This window comes from Bradyrhizobium sp. cf659 (assembly GCF_900113725.1).
In the GTDB taxonomy this organism is placed as follows: Bacteria; Pseudomonadota; Alphaproteobacteria; order Rhizobiales; family Xanthobacteraceae; genus Bradyrhizobium.
Window position 1 is genome coordinate 140,260 of the sequence record NZ_FOQJ01000008.1, and the last position, 18,390, is coordinate 158,649.

Annotated in this window: 15 protein-coding genes; 9 read left to right on the forward strand and 6 right to left on the reverse strand. The window is 65.8% G+C overall.

Features of this window, described 5'->3' with window-relative positions; genetic code table 11:
- Window positions 1-14 precede the first annotated feature (14 nt).
- Together BM118_RS28100 and BM118_RS28105 are read right to left on the reverse strand one after the other, a co-directional pair.
- On the reverse strand, window positions 15-1,556 hold the full coding sequence (locus BM118_RS28100; RefSeq protein WP_177234760.1) for an alkaline phosphatase D family protein: 1,542 nt from the start codon (window positions 1,554-1,556) through the stop codon (window positions 15-17).
- A gap of 166 nt (window positions 1,557-1,722) precedes the next feature.
- Entirely contained in the window at window positions 1,723-3,165 is a 1,443-nt protein-coding gene (locus BM118_RS28105; protein ID WP_092189421.1) for a TAXI family TRAP transporter solute-binding subunit, read from the reverse strand.
- A 152-nt stretch (window positions 3,166-3,317) separates the two neighbouring features.
- On the opposite strand from BM118_RS28105, the gene BM118_RS28110 reads away from it, so the two are divergent.
- Window positions 3,318-3,620, forward strand: coding sequence for a 4a-hydroxytetrahydrobiopterin dehydratase (locus BM118_RS28110; RefSeq protein ID WP_092189423.1), 303 nt, complete (start codon window positions 3,318-3,320; stop codon window positions 3,618-3,620).
- 90 nt (window positions 3,621-3,710) lie between these two features.
- On the forward strand, window positions 3,711-4,094 hold the full coding sequence (locus BM118_RS28115; protein ID WP_092189425.1) for a YkvA family protein: 384 nt from the start codon (window positions 3,711-3,713) through the stop codon (window positions 4,092-4,094).
- A 164-nt stretch (window positions 4,095-4,258) separates the two neighbouring features.
- Here the strand turns inward: BM118_RS28115 and BM118_RS28120 are convergent, their stop codons facing one another.
- From BM118_RS28120 to BM118_RS28130, 3 genes are all read right to left on the reverse strand, one after another.
- Window positions 4,259-5,419 (reverse strand): TAXI family TRAP transporter solute-binding subunit, encoded by a 1,161-nt coding sequence (locus BM118_RS28120; protein ID WP_092189427.1) that lies wholly within the window; start codon window positions 5,417-5,419, stop codon window positions 4,259-4,261.
- A gap of 18 nt (window positions 5,420-5,437) precedes the next feature.
- Complete coding sequence (locus BM118_RS28125; RefSeq protein WP_441299765.1) at window positions 5,438-6,100, reverse strand: hypothetical protein; 663 nt, start codon at window positions 6,098-6,100, stop codon at window positions 5,438-5,440.
- Between the two features lie 644 nt (window positions 6,101-6,744).
- Window positions 6,745-7,719: an NADPH:quinone oxidoreductase family protein gene (locus tag BM118_RS28130; protein WP_092189429.1), complete on the reverse strand. Its 975-nt coding sequence runs from the start codon at window positions 7,717-7,719 to the stop codon at window positions 6,745-6,747.
- Between the two features lie 220 nt (window positions 7,720-7,939).
- Here BM118_RS28130 and BM118_RS28135 point away from each other — a divergent pair, with 220 nt between their 5' ends.
- The 7 genes from BM118_RS28135 to BM118_RS28165 all read left to right on the forward strand — a co-directional run bounded on the left by BM118_RS28135 (window position 7,940) and on the right by BM118_RS28165 (window position 16,007).
- Window positions 7,940-8,779: an SDR family oxidoreductase gene (locus tag BM118_RS28135; protein ID WP_092189431.1), complete on the forward strand. Its 840-nt coding sequence runs from the start codon at window positions 7,940-7,942 to the stop codon at window positions 8,777-8,779.
- Between the two features lie 116 nt (window positions 8,780-8,895).
- Window positions 8,896-9,558 (forward strand): invasion associated locus B family protein, encoded by a 663-nt coding sequence (locus tag BM118_RS28140; protein WP_092189433.1) that lies wholly within the window; start codon window positions 8,896-8,898, stop codon window positions 9,556-9,558.
- Between the two features lie 212 nt (window positions 9,559-9,770).
- Window positions 9,771-10,973 (forward strand): dual-specificity RNA methyltransferase RlmN, encoded by a 1,203-nt coding sequence (rlmN, locus tag BM118_RS28145; RefSeq protein ID WP_092189435.1) that lies wholly within the window; start codon window positions 9,771-9,773, stop codon window positions 10,971-10,973.
- 186 nt (window positions 10,974-11,159) lie between these two features.
- A complete protein-coding gene (locus BM118_RS28150) occupies window positions 11,160-11,654 on the forward strand; it encodes a hypothetical protein (RefSeq protein ID WP_092189437.1) in 495 nt (164 codons plus the stop codon).
- Between the two features lie 283 nt (window positions 11,655-11,937).
- Window positions 11,938-12,714, forward strand: coding sequence for a phosphatase PAP2 family protein (locus BM118_RS28155; protein WP_092189439.1), 777 nt, complete (start codon window positions 11,938-11,940; stop codon window positions 12,712-12,714).
- A 93-nt stretch (window positions 12,715-12,807) separates the two neighbouring features.
- Window positions 12,808-14,145: an argininosuccinate synthase gene (gene argG, locus BM118_RS28160; protein WP_092189441.1), complete on the forward strand. Its 1,338-nt coding sequence runs from the start codon at window positions 12,808-12,810 to the stop codon at window positions 14,143-14,145.
- A gap of 104 nt (window positions 14,146-14,249) precedes the next feature.
- Window positions 14,250-16,007, forward strand: a complete 1,758-nt coding sequence (locus BM118_RS28165; RefSeq protein WP_092189443.1) for an alkaline phosphatase — start codon at window positions 14,250-14,252, stop codon at window positions 16,005-16,007.
- A 67-nt stretch (window positions 16,008-16,074) separates the two neighbouring features.
- Here the strand turns inward: BM118_RS28165 and BM118_RS28170 are convergent, their stop codons facing one another.
- Window positions 16,075-18,225, reverse strand: coding sequence for an OmpA family protein (locus BM118_RS28170; RefSeq protein ID WP_092189445.1), 2,151 nt, complete (start codon window positions 18,223-18,225; stop codon window positions 16,075-16,077).
- Window positions 18,226-18,390 lie beyond the last annotated feature (165 nt).

An 18,390-nucleotide genomic window follows, 5' to 3' on the forward strand; every position in this document is an offset into this window, starting at 1 on the left:
CTGGCTGAAGCGGCTCAGGCGAGCTTCGGATCGAGCGTCGTCGACCACAGCGCGACGTCGGCGCGGTCGCGCAAGGTCACCGTCATCTGGCCGGAGGCGCCGTCGATCTTGACGTGACCGAAGAACTGCATGCCGGCCGACGGCGGCAGGTTCTGGCTGTCCTTGTCCGGCGCCTTGACGAAGCGCACCTCCGGCCCAAACGTGTTGTCGAGCGCGTTCGGACCGAAAGTGCCTGCGTGCAGCGGGCCCGAGACGAATTCCCAGAACGGCTCGAAATCCTGGAATTGCGCCTTGTTCGGGTCGTAGTAATGCGCGGCGGCGTAGTGCACGTCCGCGGTCAGCCACACCGTGTTGCTGATCGGCGCCATCTTGATGAAGCGCAGGATGTCGGCGATCTCGAACTCGCGGCCACGCACCGGGCCGTCGCCCTGCGCAATCGCCTCCGATCCGCCCTTCGGGGTGTCCGAGACGACGAGGCTGAGCGGCATGTCGGAGGCGATCACCTTCCATGTCGCACGCGAGTTGAGGAGGCCGCGCTTGAGCCAGGCGATCTGGTCCGGGCCGAGGAAGTAGCTGGCGGGGCCGTAAGCGGTTTCGAGATTGGCGCCGTTGGGGCCGCGATAGCTGCGCTCGTCGAGCACGAACACGTCGAGATGCGGGCCGTAGGAGATCTGGCGATAGACGCGGCCCGGCTCGTTGATGCTCTCGCGCATCGGATACATCTCGTGGAAGGCGCGGCCCGCGCGCGCTGCGAGCAGCGTGATGTCGCGCACCTTGTAGGCCGCCGGCAGATCCTTCGACAGCGACCAGTTGTTGGTCACCTCGTGGTCGTCCCATTGCACGAAGATCGGCACTTCGGCATTGAAGGCGCGGACATTGTCGTCAGTGAAATTGTATTTGTGCGCGGCGCGGTACTCGTCCAGCGTCTCGGCGACCTTGGCCTTTTCGGGGATGGTGACGTTCTTCCAGGTCTTGCCGTCGGCGAGCTTCACCTCGGATTGGATAGGGCCGTCGGCATAGATCGTATCGCCCGAGTGCAGGAAGAAATCCGGACGATGCTTGCGCATCGTCGAGAAGGTGAACATGCCGCCGTCATCGGGATTGATGCCCCAGCCCTGGCCGGCGACGTCGCCGCCCCAGACGAAGCTGACGTCGCGGCGGTCGGCTGGCGCGGTGCGGAAGCGGCCGGCTACCGGCTCGCCCTCGATCGCGCTGTGCGAGAGATCGCGGAAGCGAACGCGGTAGAAGATGTCCTGTCCGCCCGGCAGGTTCTCGATCAGCATTTTTGCAGTGAAGTCGCTCTCGGGCAGCGCCGCGATCGGCGGCAGCGCACGCGCGTCCTTGAACGACTCCGTCGTCGCCACCTCGACCAGCATCTGCGACGGACGATCGGCGCGCGCCCAGACCACGCCGCCGTCGACGGTGACGTCGCCCGACTGCACGCCATGGGTGACCGCCGGCCGGTCGGCCGCGCGCGAGAGATAGGGCATTGCGACTGCGCCGAGCGCACCGGCACTGGTGGCGAGGAAACGGCGGCGGGAGAATTTGATCTTCATGATGGATTCGCTGGTTGTCTTAGGCGCATCTAGCGTCGTCATTCCGGGACGGTCCGAAGGGCCGGACCCGGAATCGCGAGATACCGGATTCGCGCTTCGCGCGCTCCGGAATGACGGTAAAGTCTATATTGAGACAATGTGACGCAGCGATTACGCGGGGAAGCGTTTACGCGTTGCCGGCGGCCCGGAATTGCGCGCCGGCGCGTGGCGGGAGCGGCATGCTGAACAGCACGGCCTTGCGGTCGGCAACCGCGGCGTGGAACTGGTCGAGCACGATGTTGAAGGCGGTGAGCCCGCCCTCTTCGATCGCGCCGTGATCGAAGCAGCGCAGCGTATCGCGCAGGATCTCGTCGGCCTCGGCCTGCATCTGATCGAGCTCTTCGGCGGTCTCGCTCTTGCGCGCCGCAGCGATCATGTCGAGCAGGCGTTCGCGCAGATGGCTGTTGTTGTCGCGCTCGTCCTTTTTCAGATAGCCCGCAAACCACGCGCCGAGCGAACCCATGGCGGAGAGCGCCATCAGCGTCCACCAGATGTAATCGCTGTATTTGTCGAGGAAGGTCTTTTCCTCGCCGTCGACGAAGGCGGCGGCACCCGGATGCACGGGGATCACCGCATCCTTGTCAGTGTCCGGCGTCTCGATCTTCGCCGCCAGCGGGAATTCCGTCACCAGTTGCTGGCGCACCGCGAACAGCTGGCGCGTGAACGCCGCGATGGTGGTTTCGGAGACACCTTTGCGCGACACGATGTGGTGCGAGAAGCTGATGGTCTTGACCTCGTCCTCGGGACGATCGGGCGAGCCGCCATAGGTGCCGGCGGGGATCTCCGACGCTTCATAGACCGGATGGTTCTGCGCGATCGCGTCCGCCGAATCGATCGCGAGGAAAGTCGGCGTGCCGAAATCCTTGGTGGAGGCGGCGATCGCATCCGACGTGATCTTGCTGTTGACGGGGCCGGCCGCGAGATAGGCATCGGCCTTCTGGGCCTTGATCGCCTCGGCGGCCTCATTGGCCGGGAATTGTATGATCTCGACCTTGGCGGGATCGACGCCGTATTGCTGGAGGATCACCTTGAGCAGATTGACGTTGGCCTGCGTGCGGCCGACCACGCCGACGCGATGGCCGGCGAGCTGCGCGATCTTGGTGATCTTGGCGCCCTTCTTCTTGCCCTTGCCCTGTACGGACCACAGCACCACGACGTTCTTGCGCAGGGTCGCGACCGCTTGCGCGTTCTTCGGCACGTCGACGTCGCCGCGCACGATGGCAAGATCGGCCTTGCCTTCGGCGATTGCTTCGGCACTGGCGGTGGCACCGTCGGTCTGGATCGGGCGCAGCCGCACATAGCTCTTGTTCTGCGAGAAGGCCTGCGTCAGCGCCTGCACGACCTTGATGTCATCGCTGTTGGCGGGACCGACCGCGATCTTCAGCGTCACCGGCCGCATCGCGAAATAATAGCCGCCGGCGAGCGCGCCGACGATTGCGAGCACCAGCGCCAGAGACACGAGCGCCGTCTTCCGCGCCGCTGATCGCGGCGAAGGCGGAGAGGGCGTTTCGGCCAGGTCCAATCCCCCGGTCATCGATCTCCCAAACAGGCGCTTGAGGCTCAATTTCATCTTGGCCGGCGATTTACGCCCGCAATTGTAGCAAATTTCTTGTCTGGCGGGGTTACATCTCCGTCATGGTTAGCGGATGGGGCAAATCCCGCATGAACCCGGTCGTAAGCACGGTGTTAGGGTAAAGTTCCCCTGAAAGCACGGAGACGACCATGGCAGAACGGCTGACGACGGAGGCGCGCAAGCAGGCGCTGGGCGGAATACCGGGCTGGACCGAAGTTCAGGGCCGCGACGCGATCGGGAAAACCTTTGTCTTCAAGGATTTCAACGAAGCCTTCGGTTTCATGACCCGCGCGGCGCTGGTCGCCGAGAAGATGGATCATCACCCCGAATGGCGCAATGTCTACAAGACCGTGGAGGTGGTGCTGTCGACCCATGACGCCGGCGGCGTCACAGCGCTCGACATCGAGCTCGCCAGGGCGATGAACGCCATCGCCAAGCTTACACCGGGCTGACGTCTTGCAGGCGGAGGCCGCATCCCCATCTTGTGATCAGCAGGGGATGCGGCGATCCGCCGCTCCTGCCTGAACGGGGAGTTTTGGAGCATGGCTGCCGAACACAGCGTCGGCTTCGAGCCGGCCGATCGGCTCGCGGAAGATCGTGAAAGCGTTCGACGCCGCTTCTGGCGCAAGCTGAAGCGTGTCGCCGCGCATCTGCCGTTCGCCGAAGACCTGCTCGCGGCCTACTACTGCGCGTTCGACCGGCAGACCCCGCGCCATGTCCAGGCGTCGTTGCTGGGGGCGATCGCCTATTTCATCCTGCCGTTCGATTTCGTCCCCGACGTGATGCCGATCCTCGGCTTCACCGACGATGCCGCCGTGCTCGCCACCGCCATCCGCATGGTCGCCAGCCACATCACGACGGAGCACCGCGAAGCCGCCCGCGCCGCGCTGAAGCGGGGCGTGGACGAGGCGGAAGCGGGAGAGTAGTTGCTCGCAACGCCTCATCGCCACATCCTCCGTGTCGTCCTGGCGAAAGCCAGGACCCATTATCCCGTCTGGTGATGGTTGCGGGCGGTGCTCGCTCAGAGTCTTCGCCAAACTCCTCTCGGTGGTAATGGGTCCTGGCTTTCGCCAGGACGACGCCGAGAGAGTTACTTCTTCTCGCTCCCCGCCCGCGCCTTCTCCGCATCCCACGCCTGGAATTGCTTGAACAAGGTCTCCTTGTCCGCGTCGGACACCTTCGCGGCCGCGGGGCTCTGCTTCAGGAACGCCTCGAAGCGCTGGCGTGTCACCGGCTCGACGCCGTGCCCGTCGAGCCATTGCTGCGCCACCGGCAGCCTGTTCCAGCCGGACAGGGGCGCCGCGAGCGAGACCTCCTTCCACTTGGGATGGAAGGGTGGGTTCTGGAGCGCGGGGAATTTCGTGAAGAACGCGTCCACGAACAGCGCGAGCTTGCGATAGCGTTCGGTGTTGGGCGCCCAGTTATAGGCCGCGAGCACCGCAGGCACCGCGATCGTGTCCACGCTCTCGCCCTCCTTGATCAGGTTCGGATAGTCCTTTGCGGTCAGCGTCGCCGGCAGATAGTCGATTTGGAGCGGCTTTGCATAGTCGACCTTCGCGAGATGAAAGCGGCCGTCATTGCCGAAGGTCGAGACCGATTTGTACGGCTTGCCGCCGACCACGATGACGGCGTCGATCTCGCCGGCCTTCAGCTTCTCCATCGCGATGCGCTGCTCGACATAGACGAATTTCGCCTTGATCCCGAGCCGCTCGAACACGGTGAGCGCGGTGACGAAGGTGCCGCCGTTCGGCAGGTCGACGCTCACCGTCTTGCCTTCGAGGTCCTTCAGCGTCGCGACCGATTTCGGCGCGATCACCTGCATCTCTTCGTTGTAGAGCTTGGTCACATAGGTGAACTGCCGCTTGATGTCCTTGGCAAAGCCCTTGCGCTCGAGATAGTCGAGCGTGTCGGCGCGCACGATGCCGAGATCGACGCCTTGCAGGAACAGGATGTCGGCGACGCTCTGCACCGAGCCGCGGCCGACGATCGGCAGCACGCGGATCTTGTTGCCGTCGTCGAGCACGGAGGCGAGGTCGGCGCCGAACTGCACATAGGTGCCGCCGATCGTGCCTGTTATCAGCGTGACGGTGTTGGCGTTGAGCGCCTGCTTGGTCGAGTTCGAGCCGAACTGGAAGATCGCCTTCAGGCTGTCCGAGACCTTGGCCGGATCGTATTCGGCCTGCTCGGCGCGAGCCGTGAAGGCACAGATGGTCATGATGGCGGCAAGCGCCATTCCCAAAGCGTTACGCATGATGTCCCCTGAAGAGTTCTAGTTCGAGAGCTGGGTGAGGCGCTTTCGCGCTTCCGTCGATCCGAGGCTGGCGGCGCGCTGGTACCAGTCGCGTGCGGCGACGGCGTCGGCGGTGATGCTCCGCGTGTCCTTGGTGCCCAGAACGGCTGGATCGTAGGTCTGCGCCAGCAGGAACGCCGCCGTGGCATCCTGCGCATTCGCCGCGCGCTCGAGCAGCAGCCGCGCCGCGGCGATGTCGCCGATGGTCAACAGGCTCCTGGCGCGCGTCATCAAGCCAGCCAACGTGTCGGCGTCGAGGCTCTTGGCTGGCGGCGGTGGCGCAGGCGGTGCGGCGGCGACTTGTGTCGGTACAGGCGCGGGTGCCTGAGCCTGGAGCGCGCTCTGATAGGCGGTTGCGATCGCCTCGCGGCTCGGCGCTGCCGGTGCAGCAACATCCTGTGCGTCAGCGCTCGCCAGCATCGCGTTGGTCACACGCGCGGCATCCTTGACCGGACCCTGCCGTGCGGCGGGCGGATTGGCGGCAGCCGCGGCCTCGTTCGCGGCCGCGCCGATCCACGACGCGCCGTTGATGGTGAGCAGCCGGTTGATGTCGGGCCAAAACAGCGCGATCGGGACCGCGATGACCGACGCGGCGAGGACGGCAGCGAGAATGCGCCGGACGATTCTGGCCCGGGTGCGCACGGCCAATGGCGCGAATTCCCGTGGATCCGGCGCGCTGAGCGGATCGGACAAGAACAGTGGCATGGGATCGTGCGATGAAGGATCGATCCGTTCAGCGCGCGCACGAATGTAGGATACGGTGGACGGATGTGATGCCGCTTGTTCGGAGTCGAGCGCCCTCGACCCCCAGGACGGACGGGATGCCGTCGTCTCCATGGTGATGCTTCCCCCAAATACTGACACAACGCGGGGCAATGCCGGTTTTAGTTTTCTTGTTTTTGTCCAGGAGCGCCCTGCAGACTGGAACCGGTAAATCGCAATTTGAATCAGCCCAAAAAGCGACAACGGTTGGGGCGAATCGGGAAAAATTTGGGTTTGATTCGGGCGGCGCGAGGGAGTGCACCACAATTTTGGCGATGGTGGTTGAGAAGGCGCTACCATGCGGTGGCGCGCAACTTTGCGCGAAGTCAGGGCTGTTCACGCTGCCTGCCACGCACTCCGTCGTCATGCCCCGGCTTGACCGCGGCATCCGGGACGCTGCGGCCTCTCGGTTCAATCACGACGTCTTTGGAATACTGGATCGCCCGCCCCAGTGCGCAAGTGTGCACAAGGGCCGCGGTGACAGGTGCGTGCGCAGCGACAGCGTCGCGCCGTCGCCTGCACCGTCACGGATGCAAGATCACCTTGCCCATGGCCTGGCGTCCCGCGAGCACCTTCAGCGCGTCCGCGGTCTGTGCCAGCGGGAAGGTGCGATCGACATGCGATGAGATCTTGCCTTCCGCGGTCCACTTCACGAGCTTCTCGAGATTGGCGCGGTTCTTGGCGGGATTGAGCCGGGTCCAGGCGCCCCAGAACACGCCGCGGATGTCGCAGCCCTTCAGCAGCGCGAGGTTCAGCGGCATCTTCGGAATGTCGCCGGCGGCAAAGCCGATCACAAGGAAGCGGCCTTCCCAGGCGATCGAGCGCAGCGCCTGTTCGGCATACGCACCACCAACCGGATCGAAGATGATGTCGACGCCCTTGCCATCAGTGAGCTTGCGCAAGCCTTCCTTCAAATCTTCCTTGCCGTAGTTCAGCGTGAGCTCGGCGCCATGGGCTTTGGCGAATGCGAGCTTCTCGTCCGACGAGGCGCAGGCGATTACCTTGAGGCCCATCAGCTTGCCGAGCTCGCAGGCGGCGAGGCCCGTGCCGCCGGCCGCGCCGAGCACCGCGAGCGTCTCGCCGGGCTTGGGGCTGGCGCGATCTTCCAGCGCATGCAGCGCGGTGCCGTAGATGATGATGATGCCGGCCGCGCGGTCGTAGTCGAGATTGTCGGGGATCTTCACGATCGATGCCGCCGGCAGCGCGATCTTCTCGCGCGCGCCGTTGTGGCCGCAGGAGGCGACCACGCGATCGCCGACCTTCAGATCGGTCACGCCGGGGCCGATGCTCTCGATCACGCCGGCGACTTCGGCGGCCGGCGAGAACGGGAACGGCGGCTTGATCTGGTACTTGCCCTGAATCATCAGGAGGTCGAAGAAGTTCAGCGCCGCCGCCTTGATCGCGATCACGGCCTCGCCGGGACCTGCCACCGGATCCGGCACGTCAGCGAGCACGAGGTCGTCGGGCTGGCAATATTGCGAGCAGAGAATGGCTTTCATGGCGGCACCCAGGCGTTTCGAGGTGGAATTATAGTTGGCTCGTTTCTGCCGGATTTAGGCACGGGCGACAATCCGGATTCTTTGCCAAAGCGATGCGCCAGCCTATCCTCACGTCATTGCGAGCGCAGCGAAGCAATCCAGACTATTTCCGCAGGACGGATTCTGGATTGCTTCGCTGCGCTCGCAATGACGGAGCAAGACGAAAGGGAGGATTCAAACGATGTTTGAAACGGGTCTGCTGAGGGGCAAGCGCATTTTCGTCACCGGGGGCGGCTCAGGCCTCGGCGCCGCGATGGGACGCCGGTTCCTCGCGCTCGGCGCCGAGCTCGTGATCTGCGGCCGCAAGCTCGACCGGCTTGATGCAACCGCAGCCGAGATGCGCGCGCAGGCCAATGGCAAGGTCACGACCATCGCCTGCGATATCCGCGACGGTGCCGCCGTCGAGAGCATGATGGACGCGATCTGGCGCGAAGCGCCGCTCGACATTCTCGTCAACAATGCCGCAGCGACCTTCATCGCCCAGAGCGAGCATCTCTCCTTCCGCGCCGCGGATGCCATCCTGGCGCCGACGCTGCATGGCGCGATGTATTGCACGCTCGCTGCCGGCAAACGCTGGATCGACGGCAAGCATGGCGGCGTCGTGCTCTCGATCCTCTCGACCTCGACCATCACCGGCCGCGCCTTTACCGTGCCGTCCGCGATGGCGAAGTCGGCGCTGCTGGCGATGACCAAGAGCCTTGCAGTGGAGTGGGGCCCGAAGGGCATCCGCACTGTCGCAATCGCGCCGGGTCCGTTCCCGACCGCCGGAGCATCCGGACAGCTCCGCCCCGAGGGTCGCGACGACGGCTGGACCGCGCGCAACCCGCTTGGCCGGACCGGGGACCACAGCGAGCTCGCCGATCTCGCCAGCTTCCTGGTCTCCGACCGTGCCGGCTACATCAACGGCGAGATGGTGGTGATCGACGGTGGCGCGCATTTGCGCAGTTCCGGTGCCGAGGACCTGCTCGGCTGGACCGACGCGCAATGGGCCGACCAGCGCGCCGCGCGATCCCGGGGCTAGCTGTTGCTAACCCGCTAACTGCCTTCCCAAATTGAACTTTCCCGGTTATCCCTGCCGCGGGGACAATGCGCGGCCGGGCCATCTTCCAGTCACAATATTGAGGGAACCACTCCAGCATGTGGCGGGTGCTATTTTTGGCTTTGATGGCCGGCGTGACGGCGTGGGGAATCACTGATTCCGCGCGGGCTCAGACGGCGCAACCGGCGCCCAAGTCTGCACCCAAAGAGGCCGCACCGAAAGCGGCTACGCCGGCGCCCAATACGACCGCAAAGACGGCAGCGAAACCCGAGAGCAAGCCGGTGACCCCGCCCCCGGGGGTTGCGGGCGGCGCGGAGCCGACCCTGATCGGCCAGTTCGGCACCTGGGGCGCCTATTCGGCCACGCCCAACGGCAAGAAGGTCTGCTTTGCGCTGGCCAAGCCGTCATCGTCGAAGACCAATCCGCCGAACCGGCCGCGTGATCCCGCCTATGCCTTCGTCTCGACCCGGCCGGCCGAGAAGGTGAACAACGAAATCTCGGTGATGATCGGCTACGCGCTGAAGCCGGGATCGGAATCGTCGGCCGAGGTCGGCGGCGCCGCTTTCGCCATGTACACGCAGGGCGACGGCCTCTGGATCAAGAACGCGGCCGAGGAGGAGCGGATGGTCGAAGCCATGCGCAAATCCGCCGATCTCGTGGTCAAAGGCGTCTCGGCCAAGGGAACTGAGACGACCGACACGTTTTCGCTGAAGGGCCTCGCCCAGGCGCTCGACCGGATCGCCCAGGACTGCAGGCGGTAAGACTGCAGGCGGTAATATTGCAGACGTTAAGGCTGCAGGCGGCATCACGGTCGCAATCGGCCGTTCCGGTTGCTATATAGGGGTATCCCAAAGGTACAGCCGTCATGGCCGGGCTTGACCCGGCCATCCACGTGCTAGCCGCAGGCGGAAAAGAGCGTGGATGCCCGGGACGAGCCCGGGCATGACGAGACAGCAGCAATCTCAGGCAACCGATGCAAACGACGACCGAGCCGCACAACGCAACATTGGTGGAGAAGACTCCGCTCGAAACCTATGTGCCGCCGGCGAGGCCGTCGCTCATCGGCCTGTCGCGCACCGAGCTTGCCGATCGCCTCGGCGAGATCGGCGTCGCACCCGCGCAGCGCAAGATGCGCGTGCAGCAACTGTGGCACTGGATGTATTTCCGCGGCGCCCAGAATTTCGAGGAGATGACGTCGATCTCGAAGGGCATTCGCGCCGAGCTCGCACAGCATTTCACCGTCGACCGGCCCGAAGTCGTGGCCGAGCAGATCTCCAACGACGGCACCCGCAAATGGCTGCTGCGGTTGCCGAGCGGCGACAATGTCGAGAAGGCGCATGAAGTCGAGTGCGTCTACATCCCCGAGACCGATCGCGGCACGCTGTGTGTGTCCTCGCAGGTCGGCTGCACGCTGAATTGTTCCTTCTGCCACACCGGCACGCAGCGCCTGGTGCGCAACCTCACCGCCGGCGAGATCGTCGGACAGGTGATGGTCGCACGGGATCGCCTCAATGATTGGGCCGATCGCGAGGACGGCACGCGCCGCGTCACCAACATCGTGATGATGGGCATGGGCGAGCCGCTCTACAATTTCGATGCCGTGCGCGACGCGCTGCTCATCGTCGGCGACAATGAAGGCATCGGCATCTCCCGCCGCCGCATCACGCTGTCGACTTCGGGCGTGGTGCCGAACATCGTGCGCGCCGGCGACGAGATCGGCGTCATGCTCGCGATCTCGCTGCACGCGGTGCGCGACGAATTGCGCAACGAGCTCGTGCCGCTCAACCGCAAGTACCCGATCAAGGAGCTGCTCCAGGCCTGCCGCGACTATCCCGGCGCCTCGAACGCGCGCCGCATCACCTTCGAGTATGTGATGCTCAAGGGCGTCAACGATTCGCTCGACGATGCAAAGCTGCTGGTGAAGCTGCTCAAGGGCATTCACGCCAAGATCAACCTGATTCCGTTCAATCCGTGGCCCGGCACCGCCTATGAGTGCTCGGACTGGGACCAGATCGAGAAGTTCTCCGAATACATCTTCAACGCAGGCTATTCCTCGCCGGTGCGCACCCCGCGCGGCCGCGACATCCTCGCCGCCTGCGGCCAGCTCAAGTCGGAGACCGAAAAGCTGTCGGCCCGCGAACGCCAGACGCTGCGCGCCATGGCGATGACGGATTGATGGTGGCGGCGTTCTCAGCGCTCGTCATGGCCGGGCTTGACCCGGCCATCCACGTTGTGGGCTGTCATTCCGGGGCGCGCGAAGCGCGAACCCGGAATCTCGAGATTCTCAGGTGCGCAAGGGCGCACCGGAGTTCGGTGCTGCGCACCGTCCCGGAATGACACTGATAATCGACAGATCCCTCAGATGTCCCTGATCGGCCGCCTCGTCGTCATCTTCATCGGCTTTCTCGCCGCCTGCTTCGTCGGCGGCATGATCGTGGTCGTCGCGCTGCTGTTTCCGGAGTTCGCCGATCTTGGCGCAGGTCCCGTCGATCAAGGCACGATCGACATCCTGCTCGGATTCGGTTTCATCTTCGTCTCCGGCTTTGCGCTGGTGCCGGCGGCGGTGATCGTCGCGATCACCGAAGCGCTCTACATCCGCAGCGCGCTGGCCTACGCCGTCGGCGGCGGCGTCGTGGGGCTCGCCTGCTACCTCGGCCTCGTTCCCTTTCACTCCGACACGTTGCAGTTCGAAGGGGTCGTGCGGCGCCACCTCGAGATCATGACCGGCGCCGGCATCGTCGCCGGCGTGGTCTACTGGCTGATCGCCGGCCGCAACGCCGGCGCCTGGCGCAATCCGCCGCCCCCGCACAAGCCGCCTCCGCCCCTGCCGTCGAATTCAAGGCCGGATGCAAGGTGAGGTTCGCAGTTGTTTCGTCGCGATACGAAGCTGTGCGCCACATATTCAGTGTCGTCCCGGCGAAGGCCGGGACCCATAACCCCAGGGAGGAGTTTGACGAAGATTCGTCGTCCGGTACCGCTATCGAGCCTCTCCGGATAGACCTCGCGGTATGGGTCCCGGCCTTCGCCGGGACGACGTTGTTGAAGCATTGCGCTTTGACAACATCATGATCGCTCGGCGTCGCCTGCCGCGACCGATTCCGGGGTTTTCATCCCCTCCCCACTCCGCTAAACCGCGCGGCATGAACCGGACCGGACTCTTCATCGCCCTGGCGCTGTGGCTCTTGATTGGCGTCGTTTTCGGCCTCTATCCCGAACTCGATCTCAAGCTCGCCGCGCTGTTCTTCGATCCCGCAACCAGGACCTTTCCGCTCAAATCGAGCGGTTGGGCCGGCGTCGCGCGTGATGCGGCGATGTGGATCGCCTGGGCGTTCGTGCTGCCCTCGCTGGTGGCGCTCGTGGTCAAGCTGTTCCGCCCGGACCGGCCGCTGATGGTGTCGGGGCGCGCGGTGATCTTCCTGCTGGTGACGATCACGCTGTCGGCCGGAATCCTCACCAACCTCACCTTCAAGACCTATTGGGGCCGTCCGCGCCCGGTGGTGGTGACGCAGTTTGCCGGCGACCAGCAGTTTGTGCCGTGGTGGGATCCGCGCGGCGGCTGCGCGCGCAACTGCTCGTTCTTCTCGGGCGAGGGCGCGACAGCGTTCTGGACGCTGGCTCCTGCCGCGCTGGCCCCGCCGGCATGGCGGCCGCTAGCCTATGCCGGCGCCGTGGTGTTCGGCCTCGTGACGTCAGGGCTGCGCATGGCCTTCGGTGGGCACTTCTTCACCGACGTCTCGATCGCCGGCCTCGTCACCTTCGTCGTGATCTGGTTCGCCTACGCCATGATCTACCGCTGGCCGCGGACCCGGTTCTCGGACGCAGCGGTCGATGCCGCCCTGACCCGGCTGGCCTCGCCTGGCTACCGGCTCCGCCAGCGCCTGTTCGGCCGCAAGACGGGGCCAGAGCCGTCAGTTTGAGCCATTAAATGCGTGCCGAGCCCTGCGAAATTTGATATTCGCCCGGTCAACCCGCAACCGCCATCAGCCCCCTGAGACCCGATTGGAAGCCCCATGACCACGATCCTGAAAAGCCTGCCCAAGGGTGAGAAAGTCGGCATCGCGTTTTCGGGCGGCCTCGACACCAGCGCGGCACTGCTCTGGATGAAGCAGAAGGGCGCGCGCTGCTACGCCTATACCGCCAATCTCGGCCAGCCCGATGAAGCCGACTACAACGAGATCCCGCGCAAGGCGCAGGAATTCGGTGCCGAGAAGGCCGTACTCGTCGATTGCCGCACGCAGCTCGTCCACGAAGGCATCGCCGCGATCCAGGCCGGCGCTTTCCACATCTCGACCGGCGGCATCACCTATTTCAACACCACGCCGCTCGGCCGCGCCGTCACCGGCACGATGCTGGTCGCGGCGATGAAGGAGGACGGCGTCAACATCTGGGGCGACGGCTCGACCTTCAAGGGCAACGACATCGAGCGCTTCTATCGCTACGGCCTGCTCACCAATCCGAGCCTGCGCATCTACAAGCCCTGGCTCGACCAGCAGTTCATCGACGAGCTCGGCGGCCGCGCCGAGATGTCGGCGTTCATGACCGCCCAGGGTTTCGCGTACAAGATGAGCGCCGAGAAGGCGTATTCGACCGACAGCAATCTGCTCGGCGCCACGCATGAAGCCAAGGATCTCGAGAGCCTCGACAGCGGCATCAAGATCGTCAACCCGATCATGGGCGTGCCGTTCTGGCGCGACGACTGCAACGTCAAGGCCGAGAAGGTCGTGGTGCGCTTCGAGGAAGGTCAGCCGACGGCGCTGAACGGCCAGACCTTCAGCGATCCCGTCGCGCTGTTCCTCGAAGCCAATGCCATCGGCGGCCGTCACGGCCTCGGCATGAGCGACCAGATCGAGAACCGCATCATCGAGGCCAAGAGCCGCGGCATCTATGAAGCGCCCGGCATGGCGCTCTTGCACATCGCCTATGAGCGCCTCGTCACCGGCATCCACAACGAGGACACGATCGAGCAGTACCGCATCAGCGGCATGCGTCTCGGTCGTCTGCTCTATCAGGGCCGCTGGTTCGATTCGCAGGCCCTGATGCTGCGCGAGACCGCGCAGCGCTGGGTCGCGCGCGCCGTCACCGGCGAGGTGACACTGGAGCTGCGCCGCGGCAACGACTATTCGATCCTCAACACCGAGAGCCCGAACCTCACCTACGCGCCGGAGCGGCTCAGCATGGAGAAGGTCGAGGACGCCGCCTTCTCGCCGGCCGACCGCATCGGTCAGCTCACCATGCGCAATCTCGACATCGCCGATACGCGCACCAAGCTGAAGCTCTACAGCGACACCGGCCTGCTCTCGGGCAGCGAAGGCTCGCAGATCTTCCGGCTCGAGAACGACAAGGGCTGAGGCCTTTGGTCGCCCGACCGGGCGACGCACGGCTTAATGACGGTGTCATGCGCGATCGCTAGGCTTCCTGCTCCTGCCTGGAACGGAATCGCGGAGCATCGAGCATGGTCAAGGGATCGGCACTAGCCTCTCTCATCGTCCTTTGTTGGACGTCGTCATTGTCGGCGCAGACGATCTATCCGATCGATCGCGCCGAGATTCTGGCCGGCGCCCAATTCGACTTCAAGGTTGAATTTCCCGGGCCTGTCGATCCGGCCAGGCTGAAGGTGACGGTGAACGGTGCGGACTATGCCGAGATGTTCGGTCGCGCCGGGACCTTCGTCGAGCGCGAGGACGGCAAGGACCAGTCGGCGCTGATCCTGCGCGACGTCGCGCTGACCAGGCCGGGCAGTGTCACGGTGGACGTGAGCGACGGCACGCATCAGCGCAGCATCGCGTGGACAGTTTACGAGACCGGTCCGCGCAAGGCGAAGAACGTCATCCTGTTCATCGGCGACGGCATGTCGCCGGCGCATCGGGTCGCAGCGCGAATCCTGTCCAAGGGGATTGCGGAGGGCAAGAGCCGCGGCAAGCTCGCGATCGACGACATGCCCCACATGGCGCTGGTGGCGACCGCTGGCTCGGACTCCATCATCACCGATTCCGCGAACTCGGCCAGTGCTTATGCGACCGGCCACAAGAGCGCCGTCAACGCGCTGGGCGTCTATGCGGACCGCACCGCGAGCCCGTTCGACGATCCCAGGGTCGAAACCATCACCAGCCTTGCCCGGAGACGCAACGGCATGGCGATCGGCATCGTCACCAACACCGAGATCGAAGACGCGACGCCGGCTGCGATGGTTGCGCACACGCGCCGGCGCGCCGCCTATGACGAGATCGTCGAGCAGTTTTTCGCCGCGAAGCCGGAAGTGCTGCTGGGCGGCGGCAGTGCGAATTTCCTGCCGAAGTCGACCGCCGGCTCCAAACGCAAGGACGAGGCCGACTACATCGCGAAGTTTCGCGACGCAGGCTATCCGGTCGCGACGACCGCGCGCGAGCTCGGCGCGTCTGTCGCAAAGCCGGAGACAGGCAGGCTGCTCGGCCTGTTCGCGACCGGCAACATGGATGGTGTGCTCGACCGCAAATTCCTCAGGGGTGGCGGCGTGAAGAAATTTCCCGAGCAGCCTGATTTGACCGAGCAGGTGCAGGCCGCGCTCAACATCCTCTCGAAGAACGAGACCGGCTTCTTCCTGATGGTCGAATCCGGACTGATCGACAAATATGCTCACCTGCTCGACATGGAGCGGGCGGTCTACGACACGATCATGCTCGACAATGCGGTGCGTCAGACGCGCGAATGGGCGCGGGCGCGCGGCGACGACACCCTCATCCTGGTGCTGGCGGACCACAATCATCCCAACAGCCTTGTCGGAACGGTCAATGACGACATGGGCACGACGCCCAACGTGCCGCTGCGCGAGCGCGTCGGCGTCTACGAGCAGGCCGGATTCCCGAATTATCCGGCTCCGGATGCCGAGGGCTATCCGTCACGCGTCGATGTGAGCCGCCGGCTCGCCATCTTCTCGGCCAGCCTGCCGGACCACTATGAGACCTTCCGCCCCAAGCTCGACAATCCCAACGAGCCGACCGTCAAGGCCGGTGACGACGGGACCTTCAAGGCCAACGACAAATACAAGGATGTCCCGGGAGCAGTGCTGCGTCCCGGCAATCTGTCGGCGATGATCGGTGCCAGCGTGCATTCGGGCGAGGATGTCATCCTGACGGCGACCGGGCCGGGCAGCGAGCGCGTGCACGGCTCGATGGACAATACCGAAGTCTTTCGCGTCATGGTCGAAGCGCTCGGTCTGGCCGCCGGGCAGTAGCCGCCCCGCGCGACTCAAACAGAAATGGCCGGGATTGCTCCCGGCCATTTTGCATTCGTGGATCGCCTTACCGCGGCGGCGCGGTGCCGGGCGGGGGCGGCGGCAGCGACGCCTGCCCGCCGTTGAGCAGCGGCGTGATGTTGCGGATGGTGACGCGCCGGTTGATCAGGCTCGGCCCTTGCGTCTGCTCCTTCAGATACTGCTCGCCATAGCCCTGCGACGTCAGGTTCTCCGCGGGCACGTTGAACTGCTGGGTCAGCAATTCGGCCGCGGACTGCGCACGACGGTCCGACAATGACAGATTGTCGACCTCGTTGCCGACCGCGTCGGTGTGACCTTCGATCAGGAACACCGCGCGCGGGTTGGCCTGGATCGCACGGTTGAGACCGTCGGCGATCGACTGCAGCTTCTCCGCCTGATCCGGCGGGATCGTCCACGATCCTGTTTCGAAGTTGATCGTGTTGACGTCGATGCTCGGCATCTGCATGCGAACATTGGGGCTGTAGCGGATCTCGTCGAGCGTGTAGCGGCGATCGATCCGTTGCACCGGCGGTGCCACCATCGTCTGGTAGATCACGTCCGGCGATGCTTCCTGGGCGTCGACGATGTAGCGATCGTAGGGAATGTTCACGACCGGCGGCGGCGCATCGACATAGAAACCGCCAACCGACCGCGGATCGCGGTAGCTGTTGTCGATGATGATGATCTCGCGCCCGCCGGGGTCCCTGCGGATTCGCCGCAGCAACCGACCGTCCGGACCGACCACCGTGACGATCTCACTGCCATCGGGACGGATCACGACGGTGCGTGTATCGCCGCCGACGGTATCGGTGCGGATATCTCGGGCGCCGTAGCGGAAGCGATAGAGATCGTTGCCGCGGACGTAGGCCTGCCCGCCCGGATCGCGGATGATGATGCGATCCGGTTCGGTGTAGACGGTGCGGCCACCCTCGATGCTCTCGTGTCGCTGGTTGCGGTAGTCGGCGATGGTCGCGCCGATCACGGCGCCAGCCACGACACCTGCACCGATCGCGAGCGGCGTCAGGTCACGCTGCGGCGGGCGCGGCGCTGGCGGCAGCGGTGCCACGACCGTCGGCGCGGCGCGGAAGGCCGGGGCAACCGTCGGCGCAGCGTATTGCGCCCTGTTGGGCGGCGGCGTCGCGGCCGCAGAGCCCGGGACTATGCTCGGCGCTGCGACGCCGGCGGGAGCCGCGGGCCGGGTCGGGAGGGCGCCGGCCTGGGGCGGCGCAGCCGGCGTTCCGGCAGCGGGCGCGCCAGCAGGAGGCGTTCCACCCTGAGGTCCGGGCGGCGGCGCTGTGGGAGCCGGGGTTGCGCCGGGGGCGGGCGTCGCTGCCGCACCCGGGCGTCCGGGGGGTGGCGGCGTCGGAGCGGCACCGGGGGCCGGCGTGGCCATTGGAGCAGGTGTGGCACCGGGAGCCGGCGTCGGCGATCCTGCAGCCGGAGGCGCGCCGGGACGTACGCCGGGCGGCGGTGCGCCAGGTGTGCTGCCGGGCGCCGGCGTTGCGGTCGGCGCAGGTGTTGTCGTCGGTGTCGCCGTCGGAGCGGGAGTGGCTGCCGGCGCAGCCGCGCCGGGCCTCGCCGCAGGCGCTGCGGATGAAGGAGGGGGCGGGGGCGTCGGCGTCGCTGTGGGCGCAGGCGTGGGCCGCCCCGCGGCGCCCGCTGGAGGCGGCGGCGGAGGTGTCGGAGCCGGACGGGCCGTGGGAGGCGGTGTCGTCGGCGCGTGCTGCGGAGCCGCGGCGGGAGGCGGTGCTGGCGGAGTGGGAGCCGGACGTGCCGCAGGTGGTGCCGGAGGCGGTGGTGTCGGGGCGTGCTGCTGCGGGGCCGCGGCCGGAGGCGGCGACGGCTGCTTCGGAGCAGCAGGCGGCGGCGGTGGTGGCGGCGGCGCGGGGCGTGCCGCAGGGGGAGGCGGTGGCGGAGGCGGCGCTGCAGGGCGCGGCGGTGCGGCAGCCGGCGGAGGCGCGGGCGGGTGGGGCGGCGCAGCCGCGGGCGGCGGTGCGGCCGGGCGTGCGGGCGCTGCAGGCGGCGCGGCCGCAGGCGGTCCCTTCGGCGGCTGCTTCGGTTTTCCGTCAGGGCCCGTCTCTTGCGGCTGGGCCTGCGCGACCACGAGCGGCGCGCCTTGCGCATGCGATGCGGTGTTTGCCAATTGCATCGCGGTGAGAGCCGTCGTCGCAAGCAGCACGAAACGAAGGTTGGTCATGGTGGTGAACTTCCCCGGAAGGTTCTTTGACGAAGTGTTGGGATGAACAGCTACGCGTTAGGCCGCATTGTGGCGGGCGAAGCGGTCGCGGCCCGATTTATTTCTGCACGCAAATCGACTCACTATGGTGACGTTCATTGCGCATTCAGACGCAGGTTTCAATTG